Here is a 16544-nt window from a genome sequence, read left to right on the forward strand (position 1 = left end):
AGTGCAACCACTGTTCCAATCATTAATAAATTTCATCATTGAATTTAAAATCAAGCTAATACAATTGCTTAAAGTATAATTTTTGTTTATCACTGTATTTCTATAATTTAAATTGCCATTACTTTTAACTTATTTGGTGCATTTAAACATGTTATTGCACACAACTTGAACCCAAATTAAAAACAAAAAAAGCGCCTACTCCTGGGGAGGTAGTAAGCGCGAAAAGTGCATTATTCATTATCTATCTTGCGTTAACATTAATACTGTTTAGTAACTCTGGGCTGATAGCCATTTTATGATTTATTACTTCGCCAATCATAATTAGGGTAGGACCTTGAAAGTTATGTTTAGCATGCTCATTTACTATTTTCTCAAGCGTACTGGTAATTACCTTTTGCTTAGTGGTAGTGGCATTCTCTATTAGTGCGATGGGTGTATTACTTGGCCAACCCACTGATTGCAAACCGTTGCTTAGTGTTTGTAAGCGCGAAAGCCCCATATAAACCACTAAAGTGGGGTTGCTGTTTGCAGGCATAAACGCGTAATTTTGCCAATGAGGTTGCTTGTTAGGATCGGCAAACTGCGCCGTTAAAAATGTAACACTACGGGCTACATCGCGTGCAGTGAGCGGAATACCCGTATAAGCAGAAGTAGCACAAGCCGTTGTGACACCCGGCACAATAGCAAAATTAATATTATGCTTGGTAAGCGCATCGGCTTCTTCGTTAATACGTGCAAATATACTCGGATCGCCGCCTTTTAAACGCACTACGTTTAAGCCTTGTTGCGCGTATTTAACCAGTAGTTCGCTAATATTAGCTTGGGTCATCGAATGCTTACCAGCACGTTTACCTACAAATACTCGCTGTGCTTTTTTAGGAAGCGTTTTTAATAAATCATCGCTTACTAACCAATCGTATAAAACAACATCGGCTGTTTGTATTAATCGCTGCGCTTTTACTGTAATTAGCTCAGCGTCCCCTGGACCTGCACCAATTATATAAACGTTGCCACTTTTAGCACTGCGACTATTTGAGCTTGTTAGCTTAGTAACAAGCTTATTTAGCCACACGTTTTCAATACCCGAAAAATAAGACAATACACTCATACTATTTCCCTAAGCCACAGCTGTTGTAACTTTTGGTTCAGAGCTTATAAATACACTGCCGTCTTCAATTTTTGCATTAAAAACCGGTAAGTGTATTGCTTCTGCTTCTAAACATTCGCCTGTTTCTAGGCAAAAGTGTTGCTTATATAAAGGCGATGCGACAACTAATTTATTGTCGATTGAGCCAATAATGCCACGCGATAATACATTGGCTTTGCCAATCGGGTCGTAGTTGCTAATGGCAAACACAGCCGTTGGGTTTTGCGGAATGTAAAAAATAGCCACTTGCTGATTATTAACTAATGCGCATACGCCGCTATTAGCTACTAGGTTGTCGATTGTTCCAATATTATGCCAAGACATCAGCTTGCTCCTCTTCAACTTCCATTACTGGAATACGGTTTTGTGTATTACGTTGCTCACGTTTTTCGGCTTCTGTAGCTGGGCGAATTTGGTTACGTTCTTGCACAAATAAAATGTTGTCATCGGTTTCGGGGCTGTTAACAAACTGGCGGAATCGTTTGGCTGCATCTGGGCTTTCAATCGCTTTTTTCCACTCACATGCATAGGTTTGTGTAATTAACTCCATTTGCGCTTCTAGCTCGTCGCAAATGCCTAAGCTGTCGTCAATGACTACGCTTTTAAGGTAGTCTAAACCGCCTTCAAGGTTTTCCATCCATACCGATGTACGCTGTAATTTGTCAGCCGTTTTAATGTAAAACATAATTACGCGGTCAATATATTTAATAAGTGTTGGCGTGTCTAAATCGGTCGCAAATAAATCAGCATGGCGAGGGCGCATACCGCCATTACCACAGACGTATAAGTTCCAGCCGTTTTCGGTGGCTATAATGCCAATATCTTTACTTTGTGCTTCGGCGCATTCGCGGGTACAACCCGATACCGCCATTTTAAATTTATGCGGCGCACGTAACCCTTTGTAGCGGTTTTCTATTTCTATTGCGTGTCCAACGCTGTCTTGCACACCATAACGACACCACGTACTACCCACACACGATTTAACAGTTCTGAGTGACTTACCATAGGCATGACCTGTCTCAAATCCGGCTTCTATAAGTCGCTCCCAAATGACAGGAAGCTCTTCTAAGTGCGCACCAAATAAATCAATACGTTGACCGCCAGTGACTTTACAGTACAGGTTAAAGTCTTTGGCTACTTGTCCAATTACAATGAGTTTGTCGGGCGTTATTTCGCCACCCGCAATACGCGGTACCACAGAGTACGAGCCATCTTTTTGCATATTTGCTAGGTACGTATCGTTAGTGTCTTGTAAGCCAACATGAGCGGGCTCTAAAATGAAGTCGTTCCATGTTGAAGCTAAAATAGAGGCAATGGCAGGTTTACATATTTCACAGCCATGACCGCTACCGTGTTTAGTTAGTAAGTCATCAAAGCTTTTAATGCTTTCTACTTTTACCATGTGCAGTATTTCTTGGCGTGAATACGCAAAGTGCTCACATACATGGTTGTTTACTTCAACTCCGCGACTTGCTAATTCGTTATCAACAACTGATTTTAATAATGCCGCACAACCACCACAGCCGCTTGCTGCTTTAGTGCATGATTTTACCGATGCTAAATCGCATGAGCCGCCATCAATCGCGCCTACAATGTCGCCTTTACTCACATTGTGACACGAACAAATAGTGGCGGTGTCGGGTAGGGCACTGCCAGATAACGAGGGTGCGCCGCCGCTGTCTGGTAAAATTAAACACTCAGGGTTTTCTGGTAAGTCCATATCGTTAAGCATGTACTGCAATAAAGTATCGTAATCGCTGGTATCGCCAACAAGTACAGCGCCCAGTAATTTATCGCCTTTTTCACTTAGTATGATTTTTTTATAACAGCCGCGAATAGCATCTTGATATATAAGTTCTTTACAGTCTGGCGTTTTTGCGTGAGCGTCGCCAATTGAGCCTACTTCTACGCCTAACAGCTTAAGTTTTGTGCTCATGTCAGCACCTAAAAACTCAAGGTCGCCACCACTTAATTGGCTCGCTGCAACGCGCGCCATGTTGTAACCCGGTGCTACTAAGCCAAATAGCTTTTTGTCCCATAGGGCGCACTCGCCAATCGCTAAAATATCAGGATCTGACGTTTGGCATTGGTTATTAATAATAATACCGCCGCGTTCACCCAGCTCTAAGTCGGCAATTTTGCCGAGTTGGTCATACGGGCGAATACCGGCAGAGAACAAAATTAGGTCTGTTTCTAAAAATGTTTCGTCCGAAAAATTTAATCTAAAGCGACTCGTTTCGCCTTTTACTATTTCACTGGTTGCTTTTGATGTGTGTACAGTTACGCCGAGTTTTTCTATTTTATTTTTTAGTAGCGTACCGCCTTGTCCATCAAGCTGTACAGCCATAAGTTGTGGCGCAAATTCAACTACGTGGGTATCAAGCCCGAGCTGTTTAATCGCATTTGCAGCTTCAAGCCCTAATAAACCACCGCCAATAACAACACCGCTTTTACTTACAGCGGCACTGGCTTTTATTTGTTCTAAATCTTCTAATGTGCGATACACCAAACAATGGGGTTGGTCGTTACCTTTTATAGGCGGCACAAACGGAAATGAGCCTGTTGCCAATATAAGTTTATCGTACGGGTATTGCTCACCGGTTAATGTGGTCACTATTTTTGCTGATCTATCAATGCCTTCAACCCACTGGCTGGTATGCACATTAATATTAAGCTGTTTGTAGTTGTCGTGAGTTGTTAGTGCTAAATCGGCGGCTGTTTTACCATCAAATACACTTGATAAGTACACGCGATCGTATGCAAGATTTGCTTCTCCGCAAAGTACAGTAATGTCTGCGTTGGCATCGCTTTGGCGCATTTGCTCAACAAAGTGGTGTCCGACCATACCATTACCAATAATGAGTATTTTTTGCGAGGTTTGCATAGGGCATTCCTTAAAGTGACGGTTTAGATACAAATAACAAAAAAGCCCGCCACAAATACGCAATATGCATAACTGTGTGCGGGCTTCTTTGCCGATGGTTGCTAATAGCTATTGTGCTCACAACCTAAATTTTTGCCGTAAGTAAAACGGGCTTGTTAATAGAATGTTTGCAAAAATACAGCCAGTTTTTTAAGTTATTGTTTAAATAGTATTTAATGTGTTTTTAGAGTGAGGATAAAACCTATTTTGTTATATGTTGGTGCGCGCCTGGCACTAAGAGGGTGCAAGTATTGTCATTGTTTTGTGCATTATCAGTCAATAAAACACCCATTATCATTCATTGTGTATTGCGTTAAATTTAACCCATGAAATATGCACACGAATTACGAGCAAAATGATAAACACAAACTCAATAGATGCTTCACCTTTTCATGAAGGCGAGCTGGCAATACAAGACAAACTCGGTAAACGAGAAATAATGGCAACATTTGGCAAACGTGCTGTGCGCTCATTTATGCCAGAGCAGCATCAAGCCTTTTTTGAGCAGTTACCATTTGTGGTTGCAGGCAGTGTTGATGAAAACGCTGATCCGTGGGTATCTATTGTTTCAGGACAGCCTGGCTTTTTAAGCTCACCCACACCCACATCATTATTAATGACCCACGCGGTTGATAAAAACGACCCCTTACATAACACGTTAAATATTGCCGGCTCGCCAATTGGTTTGTTAGGCATTGAGCTAAACACGCGTAGGCGTAACCGTTTAAATGTGCGAATAGGTGAGGTAATTAGTGATAATAAAGTGAGTTTTAATGTTGATCAATCCTTTGGAAATTGCCCGCAGTATATTCAAACGCGCGACTTAACGTTTAATAGAGATCCTTTACTTAAAAGTAATGCACTGCAAAAAGTTGAATTTACTACACTTGATAACGCAGCCAGTGCGTTAATTGACACCGCCGATACATTTTTTGTTTCGAGTTTTATAACCGCTAAAAACAACCCAAAAATTGAAGGTGTTGATGTTTCTCACCGTGGTGGGTTGCCAGGTTTTGTAAAGCGCGAAGGTAACACATTAACGATTCCTGATTACGCAGGTAATAATTTTTTTAATACCTTGGGTAACTTTTTATTAAACCCAAAAGCAGGTTTGCTATTTCCTGATTTTGACACGGGTAATGTATTAATGCTTACCGGCAGCGTTGAAATTTTATGGGACGGGCACCCAGAGCTTGAAGGCTTTATTGGCGCAGACCGAGGCTGGAAATTTACCCTCACTAAAGGAATGTGGCTTAAAAACTTACTCCCGTTTAGTGCTAAATTTGATGCTTATTCCCCTAACACTAAAATGACGGGCACGTGGCTTGAGGCTGATAAAAACAAACAAGCCGAAAAACTAAAACATACTTGGCAGCCTTTAAAAGTAACCAAAATAACGAAAGAAAGTGATGTAATTACTTCCTTTTATTTAGAAGGGCATAACAATACAACCTTGTTACCGTTTAAAGCTGGGCAGCACTTAACCGTACAAATACCAAGTAAAAATAGTAGCAATAACAGTAATAGCAAACCTGTTATTAGAACCTACACCGTGTCATCGAGCCCTCATGAACTATTTTATCGGTTATCGATTAAAAAAGAGCTCAGTGGCGAGGTGTCTAACTACTTTCATAATAACGTAAAACTCGGGAGCGTTATTTTAGCTAAATACCCACAAGGGCAGTTTTTTATTGACCCAGCAAGCGCTAAACCTGCGGTATTAATTGGTGGTGGAATAGGCATTACACCTATGATCTCAATGGCTAAACACATTGCCAATGAAGGGTTAAGAACCCGTTATACTCGCTCGTTGCATATTTTTCACAGTGCTAAAAACACCCAACAGCGTGCTTTTTACAACGAGCTAAAAGCACTAGCAGATACGAGCGGCGGGGCAATTGATTACTACTCACTTTTATCTCAGCCTGAGCTTGATGAAAAACAAGGCAATGGCTTTAACTTAAAAAATGAGAGCTTTAATTTCAAAGACGAGGGCTTTGATTTAAAAGGGCGCATAAATGCGGATGTGTTTAGGTATTATTTACCACTTGATGATTACGAGTTCTTTTTATGTGGACCGCAAGCATTTATGCAGCATGTATATAACGAGCTGTTATTACTCGGTGTGCAGGACAAAAACATATTTGCGGAAGCATTTGGACCCTCCAGTATTAAGCGCAAAGTACTTAACACAAACGAAGCGCCTAATAAAAGCAAAGAGATTAGTGTTGAGGAAGCAGACAACACTGTAATTAAATTTAGTAAATCGGGCTTTGAACAGCGCTGGAATGAAGGCGACAACACTATACTTAATGTAGCCGAAGCTCATGGTTTAGAACCTGAGTTTGGTTGTCGAAACGGCAGCTGCGGCAGTTGCGCCGTAAAAATAAACGCAGGTGCTGTGGTTTATCGCAATAACGTAAGTTATCCAGTAGAGGTAGGGCAGGCGCTGATTTGCTGCGCCGTACCGGCTAAAGGCGTTGATGAACTTGATTTAGAGCTGTAGTGTTTTGAAATGCAGCTCTAAATACATTAACTAAACTTGAGAATTAAAGTTCTGAGGAGTCCAGCTTGTTACAACCTACTTAATATAATCAAAAATTGAAAATACCTATAAATTATTTATCGCAGTATGAAGTCTCGTAGTAATTATCGGCTTTAAAATAGTTTTATAGTCACTTGTTATGTATTTAAGCATTAATATATTGAGGTACTTTTTGTTTAAATAGTTTGATTAGAGCTGGTTCCATATATTCATAATCATCTGGAATGCCTAAACATATGACACGTTGTTCTTTTAAATGCTTTTTAAAATATGTACGCAGCTTCTTTATCTGTGCTTGCTCCATGACAAAAATATAATGGGCCCAAACAACATCGTCAACGCCTAAAGGTATTTCTGCATTATTATTTAATCCTGCAGAGCGAACATTAACATTTGGTAAATCTGAGAATATGGATTCTGCAGTTGGGCTTCTTAGTTTATTTTGACTACATATAAAGAGTAAGTTCATCTACTTCCTTAGAGAAACATATAACGTCTGCTTAAACGGGCTAAAAAATGGGTTGTAATGATCGACGTACTTAAATGGAACAATGGTGAACAGAAGTATTTTTAAAAGTTTTTATCTTTCTAATTATATAGATTTAGTTTCCCTTTGTTAATTAGAACTCTAATAAAATCGGAAAAGCGTTTCACGTCACTTATGTTCCCATAGGAGTATCTCGGTATTCTTTCTCGAATAAATTCAATTCAGATCTTCCTCTAGCATATACCTATTTTATTAGAGGACATTTTCTTTACTTTCTAATGGAAAAATCCATATACCCTATGAAATTCTACAAATAGCAAATAGCGTAACCTATTGCAAATTATAAATATTATTCACTAAACTTCTAATCTCACTTAAACAAACACACAAAAAAGAGGCTTAATAGCCTCTTAAAAAATAGTATTAAAAACTTAAAACACTAAGCGAGCAAACCCGCTTTTGTTTCAGGCATTGCTATAAAACCATCAAGTTTACGAACGTTGTTTAACCATCTTAAAATATTAGGGTATTGCTCAAGTGATACGCCACCCTCCGGTGCGTGTGCTATGTACGAAAAGTTGGCAATGTCGGCAATAGTTGGTTGAGTGCCTACTAAGTATTCGCGATTTTGTAAGTACGCATCCATTGTTTTAAATAATGTATGGGCAATATTTATCGCGTTATGATGATCAAGCTCTGCGCCAAATACAGTGACTAAACGAGCTGAACACGGACCTGAAGCCACAAGCCCTGCAGCAACGCTCAACCAGCGCTGAATGTGCGCTTGAACAGTAACATCTTCAGGGTACCAGGTTCTGTTAGCATCAAATTTTTGTGCTAAGTACACTAAAATAGCGTTTGAATCGTTAATAATGTCGTCGTTGTTTTTAAGTACCGGTACTTGTCCAAAAATATTCATTTTTAGAAAGTCAGCGTGCTTTTGCGCGCCGTCTTGCAGTGCAACATCAACCATATTTACATCAAGCTTTAAAAGCGATGTAAATAGCTCTGCACGATGAGAATGACCAGATAAAGTAAAACGGTATAGCGTTAGGTTGCTCATGGGTTGTCCTGTTTTTAATTTTGAATAGTGATTTTTAATAACGCTATTCTTTCACTATTATCAGTTTTGAAAAACCAAGCTAGTAAGGAATAAATGTCAATGCTATATTGACAATCATGGATACTATTATTGGCATTAAAACAATCATCGCGGTTGTTGAAACAGGCTCTTTTACAGCCGCAGGCGACAGACTAGGGCTTTCAAAGGCGCTGGTTAGTAAATATGTGGGCATTGTAGAGCAAGACTTAGGGGTTAGATTATTTAACCGCTCCACGCGTAGAATTTCGATTACCGAAGCGGGGCAAAGTTATTACGCAAGCGTAGTGCCGGTAATTGAAAGCTATAGCGAAATGCTCGATAACTTATCGGGTCAAACAGCCCTTGCTAGCGGCAAACTTCGGGTGAGTGCGCCGGTGTCGTTTGGCGAATCAAACCTTGCGCCGTTAATGCCTGAGTTACTGAGCCGATACCCTGATTTAAGTATTGATTTAGTGCTTTCAGACAAAACAATTGATCTACTTGAAGAGGGTGTTGATTTAGCAATTAGAATTGGCAGTGTGTCTGACTCTAATTTAATTGCGCGGCAAATTACCAGTTACCCTTTAATTTTATGTGCATCAGCCGATTATATTCAGCGTTTTGGTGCACCAGCGAGTGTTGACGAGCTTGAACAACACGCCACGGTGATTGATAGCAACTTTAAAATAGGTCGCCATTGGCCTCTAGTTTCACCTAGTGGCGAGGCATTAACGGCAAACGTAAACTCGCGTGTTTCGGTTAATAATCCACAAGCTGTAAAAGAGGTGGTTGTAGCGGGTGGTGGTATTGGCTTAATCCCTGAAATAGTGGTGAGAGACGATATTGCATCGGGCAAGCTTTTGCAGGTTATGGGGGACTATAAAACTTTTGAGTTTGGTTTATTTGCTATTTATCCGCATAGAAAGTTTGTAGCTCAAAAGGTTACGTCGTTTATTCAATTTTTATTTGAAAAGTTTGAAGCTAAAAAGTAAAGCCACTCTAAACCTTACTTTAAATTTAAAACTAAAACTAAAATTAAAACTAAGCCAAAAACAAAAAGCCTAAAATCAGTTAAGTGATTTTAGGCTTTTTGTATGGGATTCTAAAACTTATTTAAAACCAATCCTTATTTAAAAATGGTTCTTACTTTAAAATAACCACTGGCACATCGCTGTTTTCGAGCATTTTAATGGTGTTACTACCTACAAAAAACTGCCTTAGTTTAGAGTGCCCAAACGCACCCATTACAATTAACTCTACATTATTTTGCTCTTTGTATTGCATTAGCGAGTCAAAAATATTGCCTTCTAAAAAGCTTGCTGACACTTCAAACCCCATACTGAGAAGTTTATGCTGCGCGTTAATAAACTTTTCTTCGAGGTCTTTTTCGTTATTTTTGATACTCACTAAATGACAATGTAAGCCATGTAGCAATCCGCCATCAATCACTTGTTGCAGTGCTTTGTCGGCTGTTTCTCGACCATCGTACGCAATCATGAATGATTCAGGTTGTTTAAATGTTTCAGGAATAAGTAATATAGGCTGAGTAGCATTACGTACTAAGGTTTCTATATGTGAGCCCAGCACTGCAAAACTATTACTATGTCCCGCACCATTTTGCCCAATAACAATAAGGCGTGTATCGTCTTTAAAGTCTATAACGGTGTTGAGTAAGTTACCGTGACGTTTTATTAATTCAAAATTAGTAATACCTGCCGATTTAGCGTGATCACTTACAGAACGTAATAATTCGTCAGCCATTTTTAAATTTACTTTACCGCGTTGTTCGTCAAGCTTAACCATCTCATCAAGCAATGTTGATTGCGCGCCAAGCCCAATACTGCCTGAGTAGTCGCCGATATTAGTTTGCTGCGTTTTTTCAAGCGTATGCACAAAGCTAATTGGTTTATTTAGCTTTTTTGAAGCCCAAATAGCGGCTTCGGTTACATTTTTAGTAATGGCAGAGCCATCTACATAAGTAACTATTTTAGTCATTACATTCTCCTTAATGTCCGCCAAGTAGTTTTTCGACTTCTTCAGGGTTGTTGTGTACACCAAATTTATCAACAACTGTTTCGGTTGCGCTATTCATACCAATAATATTAACTGTTGCGCCCTCACGCCTAAACTTAATAACCACCTTGTCGAGTGACGATACACCGGTGATATCCCAAAAGTGAGCATGGGTTAAATCAATTACTACGTTAGAAACCGCATTTTTAAAATCGAACGACGCTATAAATTGCTCCGCTGAGGCAAAAAATACTTGGCCAACAACTTCGTAAGTTATTTGATCGTTGCTTTCATCATGGTTAGCTTTAACCACCATAAAGCGACCAATTTTGTTCGCAAAAAATAATGTAGCTAGCAATACGCCAACTAAAACACCAATGGCTAGATTATGCGTGGCAACGACCACAATAACGGTGGAAATCATCACTACGTTTGATGAAAGTGGATTCTTCTTTAAATCTTTAACTGATGTCCAAGAGAATGTACCAATCGACACCATAATCATTACTGCAACTAAGGCCGCCATAGGAATTAACCGTAGCCATTCATCTAAAAACACCACCATGATGATTAAAAATGAACCTGCAATAAAGGTAGAAAGCCTGCCGCGACCGCCCGATTTAACATTAATAATTGATTGTCCAATCATGGCGCAACCTGCCATACCACCAAATAAACCTGCGCCAATATTAGCAATACCTTGGCCTTTACATTCTTTATTACGATCGCTCGTTGTATCAGTTAAGTCATCAACAATAGTGGCGGTCATCATTGATTCAAGTAAGCCTACAACCGCAAGACCAATTGAATATGGTAAAACAATTTGCAGCGTTTCGAGCGTTAGCGGTACATCGGGCCATAAAAATATAGGTAGGGTGTCTGGCAGTTCACCCATGTCGCCAACGGTTCTTATATCAAGCCCTAAAAACAGTGCAAGTAAGGTAATAACAACAATACAGACCAGAGGGGAGGGAATAATTTTACCAATAGTTGGAATATACGGAAATAAGTAAATAATACCCAAACCCGCTGCGGTCATCGCATAAACATGCCAAGTAACATTAGTCAGCTCAGGTAACTGCGCCATAAATATTAAAATCGCCAGCGCGTTTACAAACCCTGTTACAACAGAGCGTGATACAAAGCGCATTAATTCACCGAGCTTTAAAAAGCCTGCAAATATTTGTAGTACACCAGTGAGTAAGGTAGCAACCAGTAAGTATTCCAAACCATGATCTTTAACTAGCGTTACCATTAATAGCGCCATTGCACCGGTAGCCGCCGATATCATGCCTGGACGTCCGCCTACAAAGGCAATAATAACGGCGATACAAAATGAGGCGTACAAACCCACTTTTGGATCAACACCGGCAATAATAGAAAAGGCAATAGCCTCAGGTATTAGGGCAAGCGCCACAACAATACCAGCAAGCACATCGCCACGAACATTAGAGAGCCAATCTCTTTTTACGTGATCAAACATGTAAATAACCTAATTAGTTAGTTTCCCAAAGTATAGGGGAATATTTTATTTAAATAACAATGATTCTCGCGCAGATGGCGATTAAGGTTGCACGTAACGTGCCGATGAAAAAGGGGGGGTTGCCTAGGGCGGCGTAAGTTTCAAGTAAAAAGCTCCTTTTTGATTAGTTTATATTAATAATGCAAACGAATTAAAGGTATCACATATATATTAGCAATATGCTGTTTGGCCTTAAAGACCAAACTTTAATCCAATAATGTTTTTGAATATTTAAAACTCAAACGTAAAACCAAACTCTCTTAGTTTTTCGTACACGTTTATGTCAAAACGGTACAAAGTTGCGGCTCTGTGTGCCACATTGGTCTGTTTTTCTTTGCAGTTTATCAATAAGTTCATTTTTTGAAACTTACGTCTAAAGTTAGGTTTATCGAGTGATTTATTTAAAATCGACTCATAAATACATTGCAGTTCAAGCAAGGTAGCGGTCTACTTTACCAAAAGCACCTAACTGACCCAAATAAAGGTTTTCAATACAGATTGTACTATTTACGACACACAGATCTGTAAGGTCTAAGCTTTCGTCTTTACGAACTCAATAGCTAATTAAATATCAGGAATATCATTAACTTTAGCGATTATAAAAAGGCTGAAAGTAACTAAGGCGTTGAACTTTTCAGTACGACTGAGTGAATTCGAACCACCGACCTTTGGACCGGGCGATTAAGAGTAGGTAGTACTTTTTCTTAGGTTTTTTATTACTTTGAATTGGTACGACTGAGTGGATTCGAACCACCGACCCCTACCATGTCAAGACGTTAGTTTAACTCCCTTCCTAAAAATAAACTTCTGTAAATATATCTAATTATGTTTAACAACAACGACTTATTTCGTCATATTTAATGCGGCAATAGGGTTTTGAGTGTTTTTTGACCATTTAAGGCTTGATTAAGGCGCTATTTAGGCACATTATAAAAATGTCGAAATTGACTACTTATTATTCCGGTGCTTAATATGATTAACGATAGCGTCGAAAGAAAATTAAAAAAGGTTGGCGAATTATTAGATAGAGCTACATTCGAGAATATTATCGTTGAAAATATATCTCTTGAAAAAGCTACTTATGATCTAATCAGTAAAATAAATTTATTTTCGTTTTTAAAACCAAGTTCAAACGATAGCTTAGACACAATTACCACTTGGAAACTGGATGCTTATCAAGCCCCAATAATTGGATACAAAACTGATAACGAAAAGTTAAAACTAGTTTCTGGCTTATTTACATTTCATAAAATTTGTAGACTTCAAAACCAATCAAATCAGCTTACCCCATGCTTAGTTCTTCCTAATCGTCCGACTGTAGTGGCATAGTTAATTTGGCCACCCATTAAGAAAGAAATGTTATGCTGATAAGCATACAAATTTGGGTGAAAAAATGACGAAATTAAAACGTGTAACGTATTCTGCAGCAATCAAATTAGAAACAGCTCAGCTTGTAGTTGACCAAAGTTATACTCAAGAAGAAGCAGCCAAAGCGATGGGTGTGGGTAAATCAACCGTTAGTAAGTGGGTTACTCAATTAAAGCAAGAGCGTAATGGCCAGCCACCATCGGCTTCGCCAATGACGCCCGAACAAATTGAAATCCGCGAACTTAAAAAGCAAATCCAACGCATCGAATTAGAAAAGGATATATTAAAAAAGGCTACCGCTCTCTTGATGTCCGACTCCCTGAACAATTCTCGTTAATTGAGAAACTAAATCAACGAGAGCGTTACCCAATTAGCGTGCTGTGTAACGTATTCAATGTGCATCGTAGTAGCTATAAATATTGGGCTATAAGGGATACAACGCCGACACCAGAGCAAATAAGGCTAGAGGCTGAAGTTAGAGCAATACATGCAATGAGCGGCGGCTCAGCTGGGGCGCGGACAATCGCGGCAATAGCAACGAACAATGATTTTGAATTGAGTCGTTATCGTGCTACTAAGCTAATGGTTAAATTAAAGCTTGAAAGCTGCCAAGTACCTCAACATTCATATAAACGCGGCGGTAATGAGCACCTTGAAATTCCAAATCTGCTTGATAGACAATTTGATGTTGTTGAGCCAGATACCGTGTGGTGCGGTGATGTGACGTATATTTGGGTAGGTAATCGCTGGGCTTATTTAGCCGTTATTATTGATTTATTTGCACGTAAAGTCGTTGGTTGGGGAGTGTCGTTGTCGTCAGATACTAATTTAACGCTAAAAGCGCTTGAACTCGCGTATGAAAGCAGAGGAAAACCGACAGGACTGATGTTTCATTCAGACCAGGGTAGTCACTATACCAGTTTAAAATATCGTCAACGTTTATGGCGCTATAAAATCAAACAAAGTATGAGTAGGCGTGGAAACTGTTGGGATAATGCACCAATGGAGCGATTTTTTAGAAGCTTTAAAACGGAATGGATGCCAAAGGTTGGATATGGAAATTTTATTGATGCTAAATATAGCGTTAGTGATTATATCAACGGATATTACAACAACGTTAGGCCGCATCATTATAATGCCGGTTTAGCGCCAAATGAATCTGAGGTTAGATATCAAGATTCTAAAACTGTGGCCAAATTTTATTGACCACTACACTTATTATGAAAGTAATTATTTATAATTTTGAATATAGGATAGATACTAACAATTAGATACAGGCTTTTACCTAAGGATAAAATCACAAAATTTTACTTGTCTAAATAGTATGATCGATGTGCCACTACAATATTAAATCAGAATATTTATCATTTGAAAACTAGGGAAAGTAATCATAACAAGTTAGCTCTAGCGTATAGATTGAACATCGAATCTAATTAAGCAAAAGCTGAAACAGGTTTTAGTTAAAGGTATACCAGTAAAATCAATAACGATGTGAAGTTATGCCTAATTAAAAATTTTCAATTTATAGTGTTTTCCTACTCTTGTTCTCGAAAGGATGTATTTTTAAACTCTCAAGGTATAATAGTGCAACTTTAAATCTCAAAGGTGAATCCAAACTCTCTAGTTTTTCATGTACGATTATGTCAAAGTGGTACAAAGTAGCAGCTCGATGGGCTAAATTAGTTTGTTTTCTTTGCAGTTCATTGACTAGTTCAATTTTTTAAACTCACATTTAAAATTAGGTTTATAGAGTGAAATCTAAGCCGATCATTTAAAATATTGGTTAAGGTTCAAATTCATTCAGAGCAGCCTGTAGTACCTCAAATTTTATCGGTTTAGTTAGAACTTTATTCATCCCTACTTTAAAGCAAGAAGCCTTATCATTTGATTCTGCGTTTGCTGTTAAGGCATAAATTGGTATATCACTAAGTAACTTATCACGAATATGTTGTGTTGCTGTTAGACCATCCATAACAGGCATCATAATATCCATTAAAATAAGGTCAAAGTTTTTTAGTTTCAGTAGATCTAATGCTTCACTGCCATTATTTGCGAGCGTAACATTATGATTGAGTTTTTCTAAAAAAGCTTTTGCTAAAACTTGATTTGTTTTATTGTCTTCAGCGACAAGAATGGATAGGGAGGAGCGCGATTTAGCCGTTATATTTTTTACTTCTTCATTGGATGCTGCCTTAAAGGGAATACAAATCTTAAAAGTACTCCCTAAGCCCAGCTGGCTTTCTACACATAGGTAACCATCCATTAATTCGATTAAATTCTTAGAAATACTTAGCCCTAAGCCGACTCCCTCATTTGTTCTGTTTACACTATCGTTAACTTGACTAAAGGGTTTAAATATTAATTCGAGATTTTTTTTAGCAATTCCGACTCCTGAATCCGCTATTTCAAATACGATCATATTGTTAATTAGTGAGGTGTTTAAAGTAATACGTCCTGACTTTGTGAATTTTAACGCATTACCAACAATATTAAATAAAACCTGACTTAGACGAAATTCATCTCCGATAAATAATTTAGGTAATGCATCATCAATAGTTGAAGTGAAAATAATATGTTCATTTTTTTCTATTATGTCTAATTGCCCTACGATATTGTCAATTAAAAGGAGAATGTTAATAGGTTTATTAGCCAAAAGGACTGTGCCAGACTCTATCTTAGAAAAGTCTAGTACGTCAGTTATTAAGCCATATAGAATATCTGCACTAGAATTAGCATAGTTTAGCCATTGCTTTTGTTCTTGGTCTAGCTGTGTATCTAGTAATAATTCTATCATCCCCATAATAGCATTCATGGGTGTTCTTATTTCATGTGACATTACCGTTAAAAACTTAGATTTAGTATTACTAGCTTCTATCGCTTTTTGTTTTTCTTCCTTCAAACTTGCTTCACGTTCTTTTGTGGACGTTATATCTTTAGCTATGCCTAAATAACCAATAAAATTACCTAGCTCATCAAATTGAGATTTACCACTTAGTGATACCCAGATACTTTTTAATGCACATATTTCGAATTCAAATTCGTGAAAATCGCCATGACTTTCGATGGTGTACTTAAAGTCATTCCATTTGTTTTCTTGTAAAAGTTCGCGTTTACTTCTTAAATTGAAAATAGTATTACTGACAAATACCTGCTCATAAATATTGTCTACTGTGTTAGCATTTTTAACGCTTTCAAATAACATTTTAGGTGTGGTCCGCCAAAACCACTCACAGGCTAGCTCTTTAAATAGGGAAGAAAGTTGTGAAAATTTATGGACAAGCGAAAACGATTCAGTAGTTTGCTTTTGAAAATTATCCATATTTACTAAATAAAAAAATAATTGCTGAAAAAATATATTTATTAATGATGAATTTTTTATGTATTCGCATTCATTAACATTTATATTAGTGAAAATAAAAAGGCTGCTGCCTGAATTAGTGTTAATACACTTTATATAC

At 38.2% G+C, this 16544-nt stretch carries 12 protein-coding genes and 1 pseudogene; 4 read left to right on the forward strand and 9 right to left on the reverse strand.

The genetic code is table 11. The annotated features are described in order from the left end of the window. Nucleotides 1-241: 241 nt before the first annotated feature. Genes cobA through nirB form a run of 3 tightly spaced genes read right to left on the reverse strand, consistent with a single transcriptional unit; the run spans nucleotide 242 to nucleotide 4031 of the window. A complete protein-coding gene (cobA, locus tag BW142_RS19920) occupies nucleotides 242-1108 on the reverse strand; it encodes a uroporphyrinogen-III C-methyltransferase (RefSeq protein ID WP_076926079.1) in 867 nt (288 codons plus the stop codon). A 9-nt stretch (nucleotides 1109-1117) separates the two neighbouring features. Next, nucleotides 1118-1471, reverse strand: a complete 354-nt coding sequence (gene nirD / locus BW142_RS19925; RefSeq protein ID WP_002959861.1) for a nitrite reductase small subunit NirD — start codon at nucleotides 1469-1471, stop codon at nucleotides 1118-1120. After that, nucleotides 1458-4031: a nitrite reductase large subunit NirB gene (gene nirB / locus BW142_RS19930; RefSeq protein ID WP_076926080.1), complete on the reverse strand. Its 2574-nt coding sequence runs from the start codon at nucleotides 4029-4031 to the stop codon at nucleotides 1458-1460. Before nirB ends, nirD begins: the two co-directional genes overlap by 14 nt. A gap of 394 nt (nucleotides 4032-4425) precedes the next feature. Here nirB and BW142_RS19935 point away from each other — a divergent pair, with 394 nt between their 5' ends. Further along, entirely contained in the window at nucleotides 4426-6576 is a 2151-nt protein-coding gene (locus BW142_RS19935; protein ID WP_083707606.1) for a pyridoxamine 5'-phosphate oxidase family protein, read from the forward strand. Between the two features lie 184 nt (nucleotides 6577-6760). Here BW142_RS19935 and BW142_RS19940 read toward each other — a convergent pair whose 3' ends face one another. Together BW142_RS19940 and BW142_RS19945 are read right to left on the reverse strand one after the other, a co-directional pair. After that, entirely contained in the window at nucleotides 6761-7084 is a 324-nt protein-coding gene (locus tag BW142_RS19940; protein WP_024599003.1) for a phosphotyrosine protein phosphatase, read from the reverse strand. Nucleotides 7085-7541: 457 nt separating this feature from the next. After that, entirely contained in the window at nucleotides 7542-8165 is a 624-nt protein-coding gene (locus BW142_RS19945; RefSeq protein ID WP_076926081.1) for a glutathione S-transferase, read from the reverse strand. Nucleotides 8166-8281: 116 nt separating this feature from the next. On the opposite strand from BW142_RS19945, the gene BW142_RS19950 reads away from it, so the two are divergent. Beyond that, nucleotides 8282-9175: a LysR family transcriptional regulator gene (locus BW142_RS19950; protein WP_076926082.1), complete on the forward strand. Its 894-nt coding sequence runs from the start codon at nucleotides 8282-8284 to the stop codon at nucleotides 9173-9175. Nucleotides 9176-9326: 151 nt separating this feature from the next. Here the strand turns inward: BW142_RS19950 and BW142_RS19955 are convergent, their stop codons facing one another. From BW142_RS19955 to BW142_RS20890, 3 genes and pseudogenes are all read right to left on the reverse strand, one after another. After that, on the reverse strand, nucleotides 9327-10178 hold the full coding sequence (locus tag BW142_RS19955; protein ID WP_076926083.1) for a universal stress protein: 852 nt from the start codon (nucleotides 10176-10178) through the stop codon (nucleotides 9327-9329). Nucleotides 10179-10188: 10 nt separating this feature from the next. Then, complete coding sequence (locus BW142_RS19960; RefSeq protein WP_076926084.1) at nucleotides 10189-11679, reverse strand: SulP family inorganic anion transporter; 1491 nt, start codon at nucleotides 11677-11679, stop codon at nucleotides 10189-10191. 270 nt (nucleotides 11680-11949) lie between these two features. Further along, a pseudogene (locus BW142_RS20890) lies at nucleotides 11950-12159 on the reverse strand (NUDIX hydrolase); the annotation flags it as partial. Between the two features lie 531 nt (nucleotides 12160-12690). Here BW142_RS20890 and BW142_RS19970 point away from each other — a divergent pair. Beyond that, entirely contained in the window at nucleotides 12691-13047 is a 357-nt protein-coding gene (locus tag BW142_RS19970) for a hypothetical protein (RefSeq protein ID WP_076926085.1), read from the forward strand. A gap of 64 nt (nucleotides 13048-13111) precedes the next feature. After that, nucleotides 13112-14292 (forward strand): IS3 family transposase gene (locus BW142_RS19980; protein WP_143475969.1). Its coding sequence is split into 2 segments (ribosomal slippage): nucleotides 13112-13370 and nucleotides 13370-14292, totalling 1182 coding nucleotides; the frame shifts between segments, so codons are not numbered across the junction. Between the two features lie 577 nt (nucleotides 14293-14869). On the opposite strand, the gene BW142_RS19985 is transcribed toward BW142_RS19980, so the two are convergent. Continuing rightward, the coding region (locus BW142_RS19985; protein ID WP_143475971.1) for a response regulator at nucleotides 14870-16544 on the reverse strand (1675 nt) is incomplete at its 5' end.

The sequence above is a fragment of the Pseudoalteromonas sp. EB27 genome, from assembly GCF_001974875.1.
Classification (GTDB): domain Bacteria; phylum Pseudomonadota; class Gammaproteobacteria; order Enterobacterales; family Alteromonadaceae; genus Pseudoalteromonas.

Bases quoted from the DNA above. Each gene is read 5' to 3' on its own strand.
- cobA (WP_076926079.1), bottom strand. From the start codon at position 1,108: ATGAGTGTATTGTCTTATTTTTCGGGTATTGAAAACGTGTGGCTAAAT.
- nirD (WP_002959861.1), bottom strand. From the start codon at position 1,471: ATGTCTTGGCATAATATTGGAACAATCGACAACCTAGTAGCTAATAGC.
- nirB (WP_076926080.1), bottom strand. From the start codon at position 4,031: ATGCAAACCTCGCAAAAAATACTCATTATTGGTAATGGTATGGTCGGA.
- BW142_RS19935 (WP_083707606.1), top strand. From the start codon at position 4,426: ATGATAAACACAAACTCAATAGATGCTTCACCTTTTCATGAAGGCGAG.
- BW142_RS19940 (WP_024599003.1), bottom strand. From the start codon at position 7,084: ATGAACTTACTCTTTATATGTAGTCAAAATAAACTAAGAAGCCCAACT.
- BW142_RS19945 (WP_076926081.1), bottom strand. From the start codon at position 8,165: ATGAGCAACCTAACGCTATACCGTTTTACTTTATCTGGTCATTCTCAT.
- BW142_RS19950 (WP_076926082.1), top strand. From the start codon at position 8,282: ATGGATACTATTATTGGCATTAAAACAATCATCGCGGTTGTTGAAACA.
- BW142_RS19955 (WP_076926083.1), bottom strand. From the start codon at position 10,178: ATGACTAAAATAGTTACTTATGTAGATGGCTCTGCCATTACTAAAAAT.
- BW142_RS19960 (WP_076926084.1), bottom strand. From the start codon at position 11,679: ATGTTTGATCACGTAAAAAGAGATTGGCTCTCTAATGTTCGTGGCGAT.
- BW142_RS19970 (WP_076926085.1), top strand. From the start codon at position 12,691: ATGATTAACGATAGCGTCGAAAGAAAATTAAAAAAGGTTGGCGAATTA.